The organism is Streptomyces rimosus, from assembly GCF_008704655.1.
In the GTDB taxonomy this organism is placed as follows: Bacteria; Actinomycetota; Actinomycetes; order Streptomycetales; family Streptomycetaceae; genus Streptomyces; species Streptomyces rimosus.
Genome location: NZ_CP023688.1, coordinates 4065357 through 4082183, shown reverse-complemented (window position 1 = coordinate 4082183; position 16827 = coordinate 4065357). Strand labels below are relative to the sequence as shown.

Here is a 16827-nt window from a genome sequence, read left to right as displayed (position 1 = left end):
TGCTGGGATGGCGAGACGGTACCGATCGGTTCCATCTGAGGTCAAGGTTGGTTATCGTGGCCGCATGCCGACCAACGCCAGGGAACGGCTCGTCAGGGCAGCCGAGGACCTCTTCTACGCCGAGGGCATCCGTGCCGTCGGCGTCGAGCGGCTGCTCGCCACCTCCGGGGTGGGCCGGGCCTCGTTCTACCGCCACTTCGCGAGCAAGGACGACCTGGTCGTGGCCATGATCGACGGATATGGCCGGCGCTGGTTCGACTGGCTGCACGCCGCGGTCGCCGAGCGCGGCGGCACGCCGCTCGCCCTCTTCGACGCCCTTGCCGCGCGCTTCGCGTCCGACGACTACCGCGGCTGCGCCGCCATCAACACCATGGTCGAGATCGCGGACCCGGCCAGCGCCGCGCACCGCGCCGCCGCCGCCCACAAGGCCACCCTGACCTCATACGTCGCCGAACTGCTCACCGGCGCCGGCTACACCCGCGGCACCCGCGAACTCGCCGAACAACTCGTCCTGCTGATCGACGGCGCCCAGGTCACCGCCCTGCGCGAGCGCTCGGCCGCCCCCGCCCTGCGCGCCAAGGCGGTGGCGACCGCCCTGCTCGCGGCCGCGTGACTCACCGCAGGCGGCGGACCAGGGAGTCGAGGGGGCTCCGGTCCGACTCCGGCGCGAACGGCGTGCCCGTCCTGCGCGCGCGGAAGTAGATCAGCAGCGACTCGCCCAGGAAGCTGACACCGATGGTGAGTTGGGTGGGGCGGGCGTACGGGTGCATGCCCATGTGCTCGGCGAGGATGCCGTAACCGGCGGAGACCAGCAGCGACGCGATGACGATGGCGAATGTGCGGCCGGTGTAGCGCTGCCACAGGGTGCCGTCCCGCTCGCCGAGGTGGACCAGGCAGCCGCGTACGGCGCCGAGCGCGAGCCCCAGGAAGGCGCCGGGGATCACCCAGGCGAGGTCGGTCCCGGTCACGTTGTCGGCCTTGGCGATGAAGACGATGCCGAGTGCCGTGAGGACGACCGGGCCCGCGAAGAGCTCGTGCACATGGACCGGCTCGCCCTTCAGCCGCCTGACGATCACGAGGACGAGGACTGCGGCGATGAGTGCCGCGAGCAGCCAGCCGTTCACTGTTCCCCCAAGAGTGTGTGCCGGTAGGTAGGCGCGTTTGGCAGCCCGGGACTTTTTTAGCTCGGCCGAGCTAAAAACAATTTAGCGCGGGCGTGCCACAATGGCCACCATGCCGAAGATCGTTGATCCCGGGGCCCGCCGCCGGGCCGTCGCCGACGCCGTGCTGCGCGTGATCGGCCGGGAGGGAGTGGAAGGCGCCTCGCTGCGCAACGTCGCCGAAGAGGCCGGGCTGGCCATCGGATCGGTGCGGCACTACTTCCGCGACCACGACGAACTGCTGCTCTTCACGATGCGCGAGCTGAGCACGCGTATCGACGGGCGCGTACGCGCCCATGTGGACCGCCTCCTCGACCCGGCGGCGCGCGACGAACGTCCGGTGCGGGTCGAGGAGCTGATCGGCGAGTTCCTGGCGCTGGACGAGGAGCGGCGGCAGGAGGCGGTCCTGTGGATGGCGTTCTGCGGGGCGGCCCGTATCCGCCCGGAGCTGCGGGCCTGCGCGCTGGAGATGGAGACCGGCCTGCGGGACCTGCTGGCGCGGGTGCTGCGCGGCGCGCAGGAAGCCGGCGCCCTGCCCGCCGACCTGGATGTGGACCTGGAGTGCCTGCGGCTGTCCGCCCTGCTGGACGGGCTCAATCTGCGGGCGATGCTGGAGCCGGAGTACGTCACTCCGGAAGCGCAGCGCGCGGTGCTGAGGCGGCATCTGGAGGGACTGAGGGCGCGGTAATCCGGTCGACGGACTGCCGTACGTTCGGCAGCATTCCGTCATGGCAGACACGGCAGGCATGGCAGACGAAGCATGTACGGGAGAACCCGGGCCGGAGTACGGGTTCCGCTTCTGGCTCCCGTACGGCATCCGCATCCGTACCCCGCGTCTGGAACTGCGCCTGCCGGACACCGCCCTGCTGGACGAACTCGCCGCGGTCTCCGCTGACGGTGTGCACGACCCGGCGGAGATGCCGTTCAGCGTGCCCTGGACGGATGGTTCCCCGGAGGAGCGCGGGCGGAGCACCTTCCAGCACCAGCTCGGCCTGATCGCGCAATGGCGGCCGGAGCGCTGGGCGCTGGGCCTGGCCGTGACGCGGGACGGCGAACCGGTGGGCATACAGGAACTCTCCGCCGCCGACTTCGGCGTGACCCGGGAGGCGGAGACCGGTTCCTGGCTGGGGCTGGCCCACCAGAACCAGGGCATCGGTACGGAAATGCGCGCGGCCGTCCTGCACTTCGCCTTCGCACAGCTCGGCGCGCACTCCGTGACGTCCGCCGCGATGACGGACAACCCTCGGTCCCTGGCCGTCTCGCGCAAGCTCGGATACGAACCGGACGGCGTGCGGGTCATCGCGGTGCGCGGGGAGGCACGCACGCTGCGGCGGCTACGGCTGGACCGGGATCGGTGGGAGGCGCACCGGACGGTTCCGGTCGAGGTGACGGGGTGGACAGAGGAATGCCGGAAGCTGTTCGGGGCGTGAGGCGGCGGGCCGTACGGCGAGGCGGGACGTTTGCATACGGGTACGCTGGCGTCCGACTTGATCAGGGCGTGGCGCGCGCCGTACGGGACGCGCGGGCGCCGGGCGGACGCGGGGGTGGGCAGTGGCCGGACGAGGCACCGGAAGAGCGGCCCGGCCGGTGACGCGGACGGCCCTGGCTGCCGCCCTCGCCGTCACTGCACTCGCCGTGGCCGGCTGCTCGTCGGCGTCCGAACCGAAGGCGCAATCGGAACCGAAGCCCACGGCCAAGTCCTCCAGGACCGCGCCCACCTGCCCCGAGGACGGCGTCGTCATCAAGGGGCTGCCGGTGAACGCCGCCATGGGCACCCGCGCGATGGGGATCACCCTGACCAACTGCGGCACCCTCCCGTACAAGATCAACGGCTACCCGGGCGTCCGCGTCCTCGACGAGCACCGCAAGCCGCTGGACGTGAAGATCGCGCACGGCTCGGACATCGTGGACGACGTCGGCCCCGAGCCGCTGACGCTCGAGCCGGGCGAGCACGCCACGGCCGTACTGATGTGGCGCAACCGGGTCACGGACGTGACGGGCGGCGCGGTGAACGGCGCGTACCTGGCGCTCACACCGGCCGAGGACGGCGGCCGGCCGCAGACGGTGCGCGAGCTGGTCGACCTGGGCAGCACCGGCAAGCTCGGCGTCACGGCGTGGCACCGGGAGGGGCCGAAGCCGCGCAGGTAGCGGCGCTCGCCCCCGTGCCGCTGCCGCCTACTTGTCGATGTCGCCCACCACGAAGAACAGCGACCCGAGGATGGCGACCATGTCGGCCACGAGCGTGCCCGGCAGCAGCTCGGCCAGCGCCTGGATGTTGTTGTACGACGCCGAGCGGAGCTTGAGGCGGTACGGGGTCTTCTCGCCCTTGGAGACCAGGTAGTAGCCGTTGATGCCGAGCGGGTTCTCGGTCCAGGCGTAGGTCGCGCCCTCGGGGGCCTTGAGGACCTTCGGCAGGCGCTGGTTGATCGGACCCGGCGGCAGGTCGGCGATCCGGTCCAGGCAGGCGTCGGCCAGGTCGAGGGAGTTGTGGGTCTGCTCCAGCAGGCATTCGAAGCGGGCCAGGCAGTCGCCCTCCTCGCGGGTGACCACCTTGAGCGTGTCCTGGAGATCGGCGTACGCCAGGTACGGCTCGTCGCGGCGCAGGTCGAAGTCGACACCGGAGGCGCGGGCGATCGGCCCCGACACGCCGTACCCGTGCACCGCCTCGCGGCTCAGCACGCCGATGCCGCGCGTGCGGCCCCGGAAGATCTCGTTGCCCAGGACCAGCCGGTCGAAGACGTCCATCCGGGAACGGACCTCGGAGACGGCGTGCCGGGCGCGCCCGAGCCAGCCCGCCGGCAGGTCCTCCTTCAGGCCGCCGACGCGGTTGAACATGTAGTGCATGCGCCCGCCGGAGATCTCCTCCATCACGTTCTGCAGCTCTTCGCGCTCGCGGAAGGCGTGGAAGACGGGCGTGATGCCGCCCAGCTCCAGGGGGTAGGAGCCGAGGAACATCAGGTGGTTCAGCACCCGGTTCAGCTCGGCGAGGAGCGTACGGGTCCACACGGCGCGCTCGGGGACCTCCATGCCGAGCATCCGCTCCACACCGAGGACCACGCCCAGCTCGTTGGAGAAGGCCGACAGCCAGTCGTGGCGGTTGGCGAGCATGATGATCTGCCGGTAGTCGCGCGCCTCGAAGAGCTTCTCGGCGCCGCGGTGCATATAGCCGATCACGGGCTCGGCGTGCCGGATGCGCTCGCCGTCCAGGACGAGGCGCAGCCGCAGCACGCCGTGCGTGGAGGGGTGCTGCGGGCCGATGTTCAGCACCATGTCGGTGCTCTCCGCCGCTCCGCCGATGCCGACCGTGGTCTCCGTCATGGGAACAGTCTCGCAGCTCGCCGGCCGCCGCCGGCCGTCACCTGGTGAGCAGCCCCGTACAGCTGCCGCCGACCGGTTGCAGCAGCCAGCCGAAGGAGCCCAGGCCCGCCGGGTCGGTCAGCTCCGCCGCCGCGCCCGCCGCGCCGAGGGCCCGTACGTAGGCGGCCGGGTCGCTGGAGGCGAGGGACAGGGGCGGGCGGCGGCCGTCGATGCCGAGGGCGTGCAGCGCCTGCCGCTGGGTGAGGTGCTCGGCGCCGGGGCCCGCGCAGGCGTCGAGGGCGACGTGGGCGGTGATGTCGCAGGTGCCGTCCGGTACGGGGCGGACCTCGCGGCCCTCGCGGAAGCCGGTGAGCGTGCCGTAGGGCGGGCGGGCGTCGCGGGAGTGCGCGTAGTCGGCGGTGACGGCGAGGCCGGCGCGCAGGGCGCGTACGGCGCGGGACCAGGCCGCGTCCCGGGGGTGGCCGATCTCGGCGCGCAGCCCGGAGGCGGGGGCGTGGTCCGGAGCGCAGTGCGGCAGGGGCCACCAGCGGGCGAGCCAGTCGGCGTCGGCGCCGGTCACCGGGTCGCCGAGCCGTTCGGTGCCGTCCGGGCTCACGAGGACGAGCCGCGGCACCCCGTTCCCGTCGGTTTCGGCGACATCGACCGGGACGTTGTCCAGCCACTCGTTGGCGAAGAGCAGGCCCGTCAGGGAGCCGGGCGCGGGCAGCTCGGCGCGCCAGGTGACGCGCTCGTCGAGGCCGGCGGGCCGGGGGGCGCGTTCAACGGCGTAGGGGCGCACGCGGGCGCACACCGGTTCCGGGAGCGCCGCCAGTACGCCGGTCAGCAGTTCGCCACGCCCGGCGCCCACATCCACCAGCGCGAGTTCCGCCGGGCTGCCGAGCGCCGCGTCGACCCGGCAGAGCAGCGTGGCCAGTGCCTCGGCATACAGAGGGGATACGTGCACGGAAGTACGGAAGTGACCGGCGGGGCCCGGCCCGTCGCCGCGGGTGTAGAAGCCACTGGGGCCGTACAGCGCCCGCTCCGTCGCGTCCCGCCAGCCGCACCAGTCGTGTGTCACCGCACCACGGTACGCGGGGCCGACCGGCCCGGGCCCCGGAACCGGTGGTGTGCCGGGGCCAGGGACCACGGTCCCGGGCCCGTCTCCACCTTGCGGAGTAGGCCCGTCCCCCAGGATCGCCCGTCCGGTTGACCCGTCCGCCGATACGCTCTGCCTACGCTGGGTGACGTGCAGCGTCTCTACGACTTCTTCCGCAGGCATCCGACCGGCGTGGACACCTTCTGGGCGGTCCTCCTGTTCGGTGTCAGCAGCCTGACGCTGGTGGCGTCGGCGGATACGCAGAGCGACCTGCGGACCGTCGCCGACGCGTTCGTCGATATCGCGATGTGCCTCGTCGTGGCGCTGCGGCGCAAGGCGCCCGGGCAGATGCTGCTGCTGACGATCGTGGTCGGGCTCTGCCAGGTCGGGGCCGACGTACAGCCCAGGCCGTCCAACCTCGCCATGCTGGTGATCATCTACACGGTCGCCTCGGGCACCCGGCGCTGGGCCTCGCGCACCGCCCTCGCCGGAGCGCTGCTCGGCCCGACCATCGCCGCCGTCCGGTACGGCGGGGACGAGGCCCCGCACCGCAGCCTCTGGCAGGGCCTGATCACCATCGCCTTCCTCACCGTCCCCTTCGTCCTGGCGTGGGTGCTCGGCGACTCCGTCCGGACCCGCCGCGCGTACTGGGCCCAGCTGGAGGAGAAGGCCGCCCGCCTGGAGAAGGAACGTGAGACGCAGTCGCGCATCGCGGTGGCCGCCGAGCGCGCCCGGATCGCTCGCGAACTGCACGACGTCGTCGCGCACAACGTGTCCGTGATGGTCGTCCAGGCCGACGGCGCCGCTTACGTCCTGGACGCTTCCCCCGAGCAGGCCAAACAGGCCCTGGAGACGATCTCCGGAACCGGCCGGCAGGCGCTCGCCGAGATGCGCCGCCTGCTCGGCGTGCTGCGCACCGGCGAACAGCCCGAGAGCGGCGAGTACGTCCCGCAGCCCGGCGTGGAGCAACTGGCGGACCTGATCGACCAGGTGCGGGGTGCCGGGCTGCCGGTCGACTTCCGGGTCGTGGGCGAGCCGCGCCCGCTGCCCAGCAGCGTCGAGCTGACCGCGTACCGCATCGTGCAGGAAGCGCTGACCAACACCCGCAAGCACGGCGGCCCGGACGTGGGTGCCACGGTCCGCCTCTCCTACCAGGACGGCGAGCTGGACCTGCTGGTCGAGGACGACGGCCGGGGCGCCCAGCACGAGCTGTACACGGGCGGCGGCGCCGACGGCCTCGGCCACGGCCTGATCGGCATGCGCGAACGCGTCGGCATGGTCGGCGGCAGCCTGGACGCGGGGCCGCGGCCGGGCGGGGGCTTCCGGATCAGCGCGGTGCTGCCGTTGAAGTCGGGGCAGTGAGGGGGCGTCAGGGCAGTGCGGGGGAGTCGGGGGAGTGCGGGGGAGGGGCGGCGATGGTCGGGGGCCGGTCGTCCTGCGGGGCGCTCCGCCTCCTGCTGGGTGCTCCGCCTCCCGCTGGACGCCGTCCCGTACGGCGTTCGCTCCGTACGCCCTTACCCCCGTACGCATCAACCTCCGTACCCTGTTGCCGCACCGCCGTTGAAAGGGACCTCCTGCCATGACTGTCCGCGTGATGCTCGTCGACGACCAGGTGCTCTTGCGCACCGGCTTCCGTATGGTGCTGGCCGCTCAGCCCGACATGGAGGTCGTCGCCGAGGCCGGTGACGGCGTGGAGGCCCTGGAGGTGCTGCGGTCCACCAAGGTCGACGTGATCCTGATGGACGTCCGTATGCCGAATCTGGACGGGGTGGAGACCACCCGCCGGATCTGCGCGGACGGCCGGAACGAGGACGCGCCGAAGGTGCTCATCCTGACCACCTTTGACCTGGACGAGTACGCCTTCTCCGCGCTCAAGGCGGGGGCCAGCGGCTTCATGCTGAAGGACGTGCCGCCGAACGAGCTGCTGGCCGCGATCCGCGCCGTCCGGAGCGGGGACGCGGTGGTCGCGCCGTCCACCACCCGCCGGCTGCTGGACCGGTTCACGCCGATGCTGCCGGCGGCCGCCGCCGAGCCGTCCCGCCCGGAACTCGGGCGGCTGACCGAGCGCGAGCGGGAGGTGCTGCTGCTGGTCGCGCAGGGGCTGTCGAACGGTGAGATCGCGGCCCAACTGGTGCTGTCGGAGGCCACGGTCAAGACCCATGTGGGCCGGATCCTCACGAAGCTGGAGCTGCGCGACCGGGTACAGGCGGTGGTGCTGGCGTACGAGACGGGGCTCGTACGGGCCGGGGGCGGCGCGGGGGCCTGACGGAGTCCTTCCGGTACCAGGGCGGGGCAGAACCGATAACACCCGCCCTGAGCTGCGCAAACCGCCGATAATGGGAGGCGTCGGCACACCGCCCAACGGTAGGAGCTCATCCATGACAGCAACTCCCGTCACTCCGTCGGCCGCCTCCCACCCCCACTTCCCCACGTCGTCGCTGCACGACCTCATGTACGGGCACATCTACGCGTCCGCACTGCGCGCCGTCGTCCTCCACGGCATAGCGGACCTCCTGGCCGACGGCGCGCGGACCGCCGACGAGCTGGCCGAACGTTCCGGCACCCGGGCCGTCCCCCTGCGCCGCATCCTGCGACTGCTCGCGACACGCGGCCTGTTCAGCGAGAACGCGGACGGCACCTTCGGCCTGACGGAAGCCGGCGCGGACCTGCGTACCGGTGTACCGGGCTCCCGGCACGCCGGTGTCCTGTTGTTCACCGACGAGATGTACCAGCGATCCGCCGGCGGTCTCGTGGACACCCTCCGTACGGGACAACCCGGTTTCGACGCCGCGTACGGGGTCCCGTTCTTCACCCACCTCGCCGAAACCCCCGACGCCAGCCGCCTCTTCGACACCGCGATGACCTCCCTCACCGGCGGGGTGAACGAACTGCTCGCCGGGAGCTACCCGTTCCCGGACAGTGGGACGGTCGTGGACGTGGCGGGCGGCCGGGGCGGCCTGCTCCGCGAAGTGCTCACCCGCTCGCCGGGCCTGACCGGGGTGCTCTTCGACCGGCCCGAAACGGTTGCCGACCACCTGCTCGACACCGCCGAGCTGGCCGGCCGCTGGCGTACCGAGGGCGGCGACCTGTTCACGGCCGTACCCGAGGGCGGCGACCTGTACCTGCTCAAGAACATCCTGCACGACTGGCCCGACGACGACTGCCTGCGCATCCTCGCCACCGTCCGCCGGGCCATGGCCCCCGGCACCCGGCTGCTCGTGATCGACGCGGTGCTGCCCGCCGACGGCACGCCGCATCCGGCCTTCGCACTGGATGTCGTGATGCTCATGATGCTTCAGGGGCGGGAGCGTACGGCTGCGGAGTTCGAGGGGTTGCTGGAGGGGGCGGGGTTTCGGATGGTGCGGGTTGTGCCTACTCCGGCGCTGACTTCGGTGGTTGAGGCTGAGGCGGTTTGAGGGGGCGGGGGTGGTGCATCGCTGGCTCGGCGCTGGTCCACCGCTGATCCACCGCTGGTCCATCGCTGGTCCGGTTGGTGTTGGTGTTGGTGAGGTGAACGGGCTTCGGCGATCGTTGTGTTGGGGGTGAGCCGAGAGGTGGCGCGGGGTTGACGGGGGTGGGGGAGGGGAGGAGATTGGGCGGGCTCCGTAAGGAAACTTTCCTAACAGAGGGGTCCTCCCGTGCGTATACGTACCGCCGCCCTCGCCACCGCCGCCGGAACCGCGCTGCTCGCCGCCGCGGCACTGCCCGCCACCGCCCAGCCCTCCGCCGTCCCCGCCGCCGCGAGCCGGCCGGGCGTGACCGAGGGGTCGGTGAGCGCCGCCGACCTGCTCGCCAAGGTCAAGAACTGTTCGCAGATTTCCAACGGCAAGTACCGCACCGACGAGGAGACACCGGCGACCGTCCCGGTCTGCGGCAAGAAGAACGCCGTGTTCTGGAAGGCGGACATGGACGTCGACTGCGACGGCCAGGTCACCGCCAAGTGCAACAAGGACACCGACCCCTGGTTCCAGGCGGACACCCGCTTCCACCAGTCCGACGGCAAACCGCTGAACGCCGAGAAACTGCCGTACGTCGTCGTCCCCTCGGTCAGCGGCATCTGGAACTACGAGTCGGCGGGCATCAAGGGCGGCGGCGTGGTCGCCATCATCTACAACAACAAGGTCGAGTACGCCGTCGTCGGCGACACCGGCCCCGAAAAGATCATCGGCGAGGCGTCGTACGCGGCGGCCAAGGGCCTCGGCATCGACCCCGACCCGGCCACCGGCGGCGCCGAATCCGGCGTCACGTACATCCTGTTCAAGAACTCCAAGGCGTCGCCCATCGAGAGCCACAGCGAGGCTGTGTCCCGTGGTGACGCGCTCGCCAAAAAGTTCCTTCAGGAGAACTGAGGAGGCGGCCGCGGAACAGGCGCTCTCTCAGCGCAGCACGCCCTCCAGGAAGTCACTGCCCAGACGCGCCACCACCTGCACGTCCAACTGGTGCTGTACGTACCGGCCACGGCGGCGCGTCTGGAGCAGGCCAGCCTTCTTGAGGACGGCGAGGTGCCGCGACACCTCCGGCGCGGATATCTCGTGCACGGCGGCGAGTTCGCCGGTCGTGTAAGCCGTACGGGCCAGGTTGCGGCACATCCGTAGACGCATCGGGTGGGCGAGCGCGTCGAGCCGCGATTCGAGCAGGGCGACCGAGGCGGGACCGGCCAGCTCCGGCGCCGCGATCGGATAGTGGATCACCGGACGCCAGCCCGGCGCATGCAGCACCATCAGGTGCGGCCAGCCGAACGAGGACGGCACGAAGGTGACACCCGCGCCGACAGTCGGGTCGGTGGCCGTGGTGTGGCCGTGGCTGAGCTTGTCGACGACGATGCGGGAACGCTTCTCGTCCAGCGACACCGCGGGCGACACCTCGGCCATCGCCTCCGCCAGGCCCTTACGGCGCAACACCTCGGCCTTGTGGCGCGCGTCCGAGGCGAGCTGGAACCGCACCCGCTGCCAGACGTCCGCGAAGAACGCCTGGTCACAGTCCTCGAACAGCCGGCGGACCCAGGCCCGTACGGCAGGCGGATCGGCGAGCAGCCGCCGCGCGAACTCGGACTGCCGGGGACCGCGCGCGGCGGCCCGCTCCAGCGCCGCCCGACGGCTCTCCGCGTTCACCAGCGGCGACGGCCCGCCGCGGCTGTACGCGCTGGAGCAGGTGATCTCCAGCGCGGCGTCCACGTAAAGCTCGTCGTCGAGCCGGTCGAGAAGATCCAGATCCTCGGAAAGCGTCGTGCCGGGCTGCCCGGCCGCATCCGCGACCGCGGCGAACGCCATCGTCACGTCCGAAAACGTAGGCCCCCACAGAAAGTCCGCCTCATGCAGCCGATCCGCCAGATCGGCCTTGAGCGCGCTAGCCGTCGCGGTCGTCCAGCCGTGCAGCCCAGGATGGTGGCCGGGCTCGGCAAGCGCGTGCAGGGCAGACCCCAACTCGGCGAGCGGCGAGGGACTGAATACCAAACGCTCGGGGGGCAGCCCCGCGATGTCGATCCAGATGCTCATGGGGAATCTTTTCTGGTGGGTGGGGTGGTGGTGTGAGGGCTGGGGGTGGTGCTGGGGGTGGGGGTGTGCGTGCGGTGGGGGCGGTGCTGGGGCTGGGGCTGGGGGTGTTTGTGCGGTGGGGTTGTGCGGGGCTCCCTGCTCGGCGGCCTCCGCACGTGTCGCCTCACCTGTCGCCTCACCCTCTGGGGGCCTCCCCCCCCGCCCCGCCCCCACCCACCCCCTCGTCGTGCCTTCATGCTGCCTGGCGGCCCGTGCTGTCGGACGGCCCGTGCTGTCTGGCGGCCTGTGCTGTCCAACGGCCCGTGCTGTCGGGTGGCCCGTGCCGTCCAACGGCCCGTGCCGCCCCGCCGTCAATGATGCGCACCCCCTGACCTGCACCGCCGTCGTTTGACGGCTCCCGTCAAACGACGAGCCGTCAGCCGCCGGGCAACCCCACTGTGGTGCCCATGAACGCATCCCAGCAGCACATGCTCGACGCTTACCGTGCCGCCCAGCGCGGCGAGCTTCCGCCCCCGCCGCCCGGCACCGGTGACCTCCAGGCCCTGCGTGAGATCCGCCAGTGGCTCCGCTTCCGGGCCGTCGTCACCCCGTCGGCGGACCGGCCGCTGGCCCGCTTTCGGCGTGCCGTACGCCAGGCCCTCACCTGAGGGCTCGTACGTCCCGCGTCACCTCAATCAATCCCCCCCTCGATTTCTGCTCCCGCCCCGCTTCCACCCCAACCATGACGGGTCCCGACCCGCCCCTGCCACCCCTGTGGATAACTCGTCCGGGGCCGCCCGGCGGGCCTGTGGAAAACGTTCGGAGACGCGGTACGAGACGGCCGTCTCACCCTGCGTACGACCCTGAAGGCCGTCGGAAGCACTCGCGTAGCATGGCCAGCGAATCGTCCGGTACCCCCCGCGGACTGGAACGGAAGGCCACCGCCGCGTGAACACAATCCCACCCACCGAGGCCCAGGACCGCCCCGCCCGGCTGACCGTCGGAGTCGTCGGCGCCGGCCGTGTCGGCCCTGCCCTCGCCGCGTCGCTGCAGCTCGCCGGACACCGGCCGGTCGCCGTGTCCGGTGTCTCCGACGCGTCCGTACGGCGCGCCGCGACGCTGCTGCCCGACGTCCCGGTCGTCTCCCCGTCCGAGGTGCTGGAGCGCGCCGAGCTGGTGCTGCTCACCGTGCCCGACGACGCCCTCCCCGGGCTCGTCGCGGGCCTCGCCGAGACCGGCGCCGTACGGCCGGGGCAGCTGCTCGTGCACACCTCGGGCCGGTTCGGTACGGCCGTCCTCGACCCGGCCACCCGCGTCGGCGCGCTGCCGCTGGCCCTCCACCCGGCGATGACCTTCACCGGCACGCGCGTCGACGTACAGCGGCTGGCCGGGTGTTCCTTCGGGGTCACCGCGCCCGAACCGCTGCGGATGGCCGCCGAGGCGCTGGTCATCGAGATGGGCGGGGAGCCGGAGTGGATCGAGGAGGACGCCCGTCCGCTCTACCACGCGGCCCTCGCGATCGGCGCGAACCACCTGGTCACCCTGGTGGCGCAGGCCATGGAACTGCTCCGGCGCGCCGGGGTCGGCGCGCCCGACCGCATGCTCGGACCGCTGCTGGGCGCCGCCCTCGACAACGCGCTGCGCTCGGGGGACGCCGCACTGACCGGCCCGGTCGCCCGCGGCGACGCCGGTACGGTCGCCGCCCACGTCTCCGAGCTGCGTAAACACGCCCCGCAGAGCGTCGAGGGCTACCTCGCCATGGCCCGTACGACGGCCGACCGCGCCCTCGCGCACGGCCTGCTGAAGCCGGAACTGGCCGAGGACCTGCTGGGCGTCCTGGCGAACATCGGCACCGGCCCCGCAAACCCAGGCACCGGCCCCCAGGAGGACCAGGGGCCCGACCACCCCGAAGAAGGCGACCGATGACCGCCCCGCGCCCCCGCCTCGTACACACCGCGGCCGAACTGCGGGCCCTGCCGGACCGCCCCGGGCAGCGGGCCGTCGTCATGACCATGGGCGCTCTGCACGAGGGACACGCGACGCTGGTACGCGCCGCTCGCGAGCAGGCCGGGCCGGACGGGCTCGTCGTCGTCACCGTCTTCGTCAACCCGCTCCAGTTCGGCGCAGGCGAGGACCTCGACCGCTATCCGCGCACCCTGGAGGCGGACCTCGTGCTGGCCGGCGCGGCCGGTGCGGACGTGGTGTTCGCGCCGGGCGTCGACGAGGTCTACCCGGGCGGGGCGCCGCGGATACGGATAGCCGCCGGCCCCATGGGCGACCTCCTGGAGGGCGCCAGCCGGCCCGGCCACTTCGACGGCGTCCTGACCGTCGTCGGCAAGCTGCTGCACCTCACGCGCCCTGACGTGGCCCTGTTCGGCCAGAAGGACGCGCAGCAACTGGCCGTCATAGAGCGCATGGTGACCGACCTGAACTTCGGCGTACAGATCGTCGGCGTCCCCACCGTCCGCGAGGACGACGGGCTGGCGCTCTCCAGCCGCAACCGCTACCTCTCCGCCGCCGAGCGCCGTACCGCCCTGGCACTGTCCCGGGCCCTGTTCGCGGCCCGCGACCGGCTCGCCGCCGAAGAAGCGCTGCGCGACCGCGCCTCCTGTACGGCGCGCACGGCACACCGCGCGCACGACCGTTCCGCGGCGCTCGCCGCCCTCGGTGAGGACCGCGCGGCAGCCGACGCGCACGCCCTCGCGCACGCCGTCGCCACCCCGCTGCACGCCCCCGCGGTGGCCCGCGCGGCGGCCCACGCCGTCCTGGAGGACGCCGCCCGCCTCGACCCGCCGCTCGCGCTCGACTACGTGGCGCTCGTCGACCCGGCCGACTTCACCGAGGTCCCGGACACCTACGAGGGCGAGGCAGTCCTCGCGGTCGCCGCCAAGGTCGGCACCACCCGCCTCATCGACAACATCCGCCTCACATTCGGAGCGCCCCGATGACCGGCACCGGCCCCATCGGCCACCACGACCCCATCGGTCACGACAACCCCAGCGGCCCTACCGGCCCCGACATGCCCACCGCCTCCGACCACGCCACCCTCCGCCTCCAGGCCCCCGCCCCCGGCTGGTCCATCGAGGCCGATGTCGTCGTGGTCGGTTCGGGAGTCGCGGGCCTGACCGCCGCCCTGCGCTGCGCCGCCGCGGGCCGCCGCACCGTCGTGGTGACCAAGGCCCGCCTGGACGACGGCTCCACGCGCTGGGCCCAGGGCGGCATCGCGGCCGCGCTCGGCGAGGGCGACACCCCCGAGCAGCACCTGACCGACACCCTCGTGGCGGGCGCCGGGCTGTGCGACGAGAACGCCGTACGCACCCTGGTCACCGAAGGCCCGGACGCCGTCCGCCGCCTCATCGCCACCGGCGCGCGCTTCGACACCACGCCCGGCGGCGACGAGATAGCCCTCACCCGCGAGGGCGGGCACCACCGCCGCCGCATAGCGCACGCGGGCGGCGACGCGACCGGCGCCGAGATCTCCCGCGCCCTGGTCGACGCCGTACGCGCCCAGGGCCTGCGCACCATCGAGAACGCGCTCGTCCTCGACCTGCTCACCGACGCCGAAGGACGCACCGCCGGCGTCACCCTGCACGTGATGGGCGAGGGCCAGCACGACGGCGTGGGCGCCGTGCGCGCCCCCGCGGTCGTCCTCGCGACCGGCGGCATGGGCCAGGTCTTCTCCGCGACCACCAACCCGGCCGTCTCCACGGGCGACGGCGTGGCCCTCGCGCTGCGCGCCGGCGCCGAGGTCTCCGACCTCGAATTCGTCCAGTTCCACCCGACGGTCCTCTACCTCGGCCCGGACGCGGAGGGGCAGCAGCCGCTCATCTCGGAAGCGGTACGCGGCGAGGGCGCCCACCTGGTGGACGCCGACGGCATCCGCTTCATGACCGGACAGCACGAACTCGCCGAGCTGGCCCCGCGCGACATCGTCGCCAAGGCGATCATGAGGCGCGCCCACGAGCGGGGCACCGAGCACATGTACCTGGACGCCCGGCACTTCGGCGCGCGCATGTGGGAGGAGCGCTTCCCGACCATCCTCGCCGCCTGCCGCGCCCACGGCATCGACCCGGTCACCGAGCCGATCCCGGTCGCGCCCGCCGCGCACTACGCCTCCGGCGGCGTACGGACCGACCTGTACGGCCGGACGACCGTGCCGGGCCTGTACGCGTGCGGCGAGGTCGCGTGCACCGGCGTGCACGGCGCGAACCGGCTCGCCTCCAACTCCCTCCTGGAGGGGCTGGTCTTCGCGGAGCGCATCGCGGACGACATCACGTCCGCGCCCGCCCGCCGCCCGGGACCGGCCGTCGAGCCCGCCGCCGCCCCTGTACCGCTGCTCGCCCCCGAGGCACGCACCGCCATCCAGCGGATCATGACCGCGGGCGCCGGAGTGCTGCGCTCCGCCGCCAGCCTCACCGAGGCCGCCACCGCCCTCGCCCGCCTCCAGCGCGACGCGGCCGAAGCAGCCACCACAGCGGCCCAGACCGCCGCCCCGGAAGCCACCCCCACCGACCGCCCCAAGCCCGCCGAGCCCGGTGTCGAGGCGTGGGAGGTCACCAACCTCCTGCTGGTCGCCCGGGTGCTGGTCGCCGGGGCGATGCGCCGCGAGGAGACCCGCGGCTGCCACTGGCGCGAGGACCACGCCGACCGGGACGATGCGCACTGGCAGCGGCACTTCCTGGTCACCCACCGCCCCCCGCACACCCTGCACACCCGTACGACCGACACCGCCGCGTTCCCCGCGACGACCGCCGCACCCGCGCCCGAAACGGAGCCGACCCAGTGAGCACTCCCGACGACCTCCCCCTGCACCAGATCGGACGTCAGGACCAGGCCCCGGCTTCCGGCGGCGGCTGCGGCGACTCCTGCGGCTGCGGCGACGGCGACGCGTACGAACTCGACCCGACGGCCTGCGGCCTCGACCCCGCCCTGGCCGCCCTCCTGGTCGAAGCCGGCCTGGATCCCGTACAGGTCGAGGACATCGCCCACGTGGCCCTCGCGGAGGACCTCGACCAGGGCGTGGACGTGACCACCGTCGCGACCGTGCCCGAAGAGGCCGTGGCCACCGCCGACTTCGCCGCCCGCCAGGCGGGCACCGTGGCGGGCCTGCGGGTCGCCGAGGCCGTGCTGTCCCTGGTGTGCACCACCGAGTTCGAGGTGGAACGGCACGTCGAGGACGGCGACCGCGTCGCGGCCGGCCAGAAGCTGCTCAGCGTCACCGCCCGCACCCGCGACCTGCTGACCGCCGAGCGCACCGCCCTGAACCTGCTGGGCCGCCTGTCCGGCATCGCCACCGCCACCCGCGCCTGGGCCGACGCCCTGGAGGGCACCGGCGCCAAGGTCCGCGACACCCGTAAGACGACGCCCGGACTGCGCGCCCTGGAGAAGTACGCGGTGCGCTGCGGCGGCGGCGTCAACCACCGCATGTCCCTCTCGGACGCGGCCCTGATCAAGGACAACCACGTCGTCGCGGCGGGCGGCGTGGCCGAGGCGTTCAAGGCCGTACGCAGCGGCTTCCCCGGAGTGCCGGTCGAGGTGGAGGTGGACCGGCTGGACCAGATCCCGCCGGTCCTCGCCGAGGGCGCCGACCTGATCCTGCTGGACAACTTCACGCCCGGGCAGACGCGGGAGGCCGTGGCGCTGGTGGCCGGGCGGGCGGCCCTGGAGTCCTCCGGCGGGCTCACCCTCGACAACGCCCGCGCCTACGCCGAGACCGGCGTGGACTACCTGGCCGTGGGCGCGCTCACGCACTCCTCCCCGGTCCTCGACATCGGCCTCGACCTGCGCGAGGAGCGCTGAC

17 protein-coding genes are annotated in these 16827 nt (G+C 72.8%); 13 read left to right on the top strand and 4 right to left on the bottom strand.

The window, feature by feature from the left end:
• Window positions 1-64: 64 nt before the first annotated feature.
• The gene (locus CP984_RS17150; protein ID WP_004571905.1) at window positions 65-613 is read left to right on the top strand and encodes a TetR/AcrR family transcriptional regulator; all 549 of its coding nucleotides are present in this window, start codon (window positions 65-67) and stop codon (window positions 611-613) included.
• A 1-nt stretch (window position 614) separates the two neighbouring features.
• On the opposite strand, the gene CP984_RS17145 is transcribed toward CP984_RS17150, so the two are convergent.
• Entirely contained in the window at window positions 615-1124 is a 510-nt protein-coding gene (locus tag CP984_RS17145; protein WP_004571904.1) for a DUF1453 family protein, read from the bottom strand.
• 109 nt (window positions 1125-1233) lie between these two features.
• Here CP984_RS17145 and CP984_RS17140 point away from each other — a divergent pair, with 109 nt between their 5' ends.
• From CP984_RS17140 to CP984_RS17130, 3 genes are all read left to right on the top strand, one after another.
• Entirely contained in the window at window positions 1234-1848 is a 615-nt protein-coding gene (locus CP984_RS17140; RefSeq protein WP_030184883.1) for a TetR/AcrR family transcriptional regulator, read from the top strand.
• A 58-nt stretch (window positions 1849-1906) separates the two neighbouring features.
• Window positions 1907-2590, top strand: coding sequence for a GNAT family N-acetyltransferase (locus CP984_RS17135; protein WP_004571902.1), 684 nt, complete (start codon window positions 1907-1909; stop codon window positions 2588-2590).
• 157 nt (window positions 2591-2747) lie between these two features.
• Window positions 2748-3308 (top strand): DUF4232 domain-containing protein, encoded by a 561-nt coding sequence (locus CP984_RS17130; protein WP_004571901.1) that lies wholly within the window; start codon window positions 2748-2750, stop codon window positions 3306-3308.
• 27 nt (window positions 3309-3335) lie between these two features.
• Here CP984_RS17130 and CP984_RS17125 read toward each other — a convergent pair whose 3' ends face one another.
• Both CP984_RS17125 and CP984_RS17120 read right to left on the bottom strand, forming a co-directional pair.
• Window positions 3336-4478, bottom strand: coding sequence for an NADH-quinone oxidoreductase subunit D (locus tag CP984_RS17125; RefSeq protein WP_004571900.1), 1143 nt, complete (start codon window positions 4476-4478; stop codon window positions 3336-3338).
• Between the two features lie 37 nt (window positions 4479-4515).
• Window positions 4516-5535, bottom strand: coding sequence for an SAM-dependent methyltransferase (locus tag CP984_RS17120; protein ID WP_004571899.1), 1020 nt, complete (start codon window positions 5533-5535; stop codon window positions 4516-4518).
• Window positions 5536-5703: 168 nt separating this feature from the next.
• On the opposite strand from CP984_RS17120, the gene CP984_RS17115 reads away from it, so the two are divergent.
• From CP984_RS17115 to CP984_RS17100, 4 genes are all read left to right on the top strand, one after another.
• Window positions 5704-6915, top strand: a complete 1212-nt coding sequence (locus CP984_RS17115) for a sensor histidine kinase (RefSeq protein ID WP_004571898.1) — start codon at window positions 5704-5706, stop codon at window positions 6913-6915.
• A 217-nt stretch (window positions 6916-7132) separates the two neighbouring features.
• Entirely contained in the window at window positions 7133-7819 is a 687-nt protein-coding gene (locus CP984_RS17110) for a response regulator (protein ID WP_004571897.1), read from the top strand.
• A gap of 112 nt (window positions 7820-7931) precedes the next feature.
• On the top strand, window positions 7932-8969 hold the full coding sequence (locus CP984_RS17105; RefSeq protein ID WP_004571896.1) for a methyltransferase: 1038 nt from the start codon (window positions 7932-7934) through the stop codon (window positions 8967-8969).
• A 222-nt stretch (window positions 8970-9191) separates the two neighbouring features.
• Window positions 9192-9902 carry a glycoside hydrolase family 75 protein gene (locus CP984_RS17100; protein WP_004571895.1) on the top strand — a complete coding sequence of 237 codons (711 nt, stop codon included), beginning with the start codon at window positions 9192-9194 and terminating at the stop codon, window positions 9900-9902.
• Window positions 9903-9929: 27 nt separating this feature from the next.
• On the opposite strand, the gene CP984_RS17095 is transcribed toward CP984_RS17100, so the two are convergent.
• Entirely contained in the window at window positions 9930-11042 is a 1113-nt protein-coding gene (locus CP984_RS17095) for a DUF5937 family protein (protein ID WP_078575517.1), read from the bottom strand.
• A gap of 452 nt (window positions 11043-11494) precedes the next feature.
• On the opposite strand from CP984_RS17095, the gene CP984_RS17090 reads away from it, so the two are divergent.
• From CP984_RS17090 to nadC, 5 genes are all read left to right on the top strand, one after another.
• Window positions 11495-11695 (top strand): hypothetical protein, encoded by a 201-nt coding sequence (locus CP984_RS17090; RefSeq protein ID WP_004571893.1) that lies wholly within the window; start codon window positions 11495-11497, stop codon window positions 11693-11695.
• 280 nt (window positions 11696-11975) lie between these two features.
• Window positions 11976-12953, top strand: coding sequence for a Rossmann-like and DUF2520 domain-containing protein (locus CP984_RS17085; RefSeq protein ID WP_004571892.1), 978 nt, complete (start codon window positions 11976-11978; stop codon window positions 12951-12953).
• Complete coding sequence (panC, locus tag CP984_RS17080; protein WP_030184249.1) at window positions 12950-13975, top strand: pantoate--beta-alanine ligase; 1026 nt, start codon at window positions 12950-12952, stop codon at window positions 13973-13975. The genes CP984_RS17085 and panC overlap by 4 nt, the downstream gene beginning before the upstream one ends.
• A gap of 71 nt (window positions 13976-14046) precedes the next feature.
• On the top strand, window positions 14047-15813 hold the full coding sequence (locus CP984_RS17075; RefSeq protein ID WP_032921095.1) for an L-aspartate oxidase: 1767 nt from the start codon (window positions 14047-14049) through the stop codon (window positions 15811-15813).
• Entirely contained in the window at window positions 15810-16826 is a 1017-nt protein-coding gene (gene nadC, locus CP984_RS17070) for a carboxylating nicotinate-nucleotide diphosphorylase (RefSeq protein ID WP_003982972.1), read from the top strand. Before CP984_RS17075 ends, nadC begins: the two co-directional genes overlap by 4 nt.
• Window position 16827: the final 1 nt, after the last annotated feature.

Bases quoted from the DNA above. Each gene is read 5' to 3' on its own strand.
- CP984_RS17150 (WP_004571905.1), top strand. From the start codon at position 65: ATGCCGACCAACGCCAGGGAACGGCTCGTCAGGGCAGCCGAGGACCTC.
- CP984_RS17140 (WP_030184883.1), top strand. From the start codon at position 1,234: ATGCCGAAGATCGTTGATCCCGGGGCCCGCCGCCGGGCCGTCGCCGAC.
- CP984_RS17135 (WP_004571902.1), top strand. From the start codon at position 1,907: ATGGCAGACGAAGCATGTACGGGAGAACCCGGGCCGGAGTACGGGTTC.
- CP984_RS17125 (WP_004571900.1), bottom strand. From the start codon at position 4,478: ATGACGGAGACCACGGTCGGCATCGGCGGAGCGGCGGAGAGCACCGAC.
- CP984_RS17110 (WP_004571897.1), top strand. From the start codon at position 7,133: ATGACTGTCCGCGTGATGCTCGTCGACGACCAGGTGCTCTTGCGCACC.
- CP984_RS17105 (WP_004571896.1), top strand. From the start codon at position 7,932: ATGACAGCAACTCCCGTCACTCCGTCGGCCGCCTCCCACCCCCACTTC.
- CP984_RS17090 (WP_004571893.1), top strand. From the start codon at position 11,495: ATGAACGCATCCCAGCAGCACATGCTCGACGCTTACCGTGCCGCCCAG.
- panC (WP_030184249.1), top strand. From the start codon at position 12,950: ATGACCGCCCCGCGCCCCCGCCTCGTACACACCGCGGCCGAACTGCGG.
- CP984_RS17075 (WP_032921095.1), top strand. From the start codon at position 14,047: ATGCCCACCGCCTCCGACCACGCCACCCTCCGCCTCCAGGCCCCCGCC.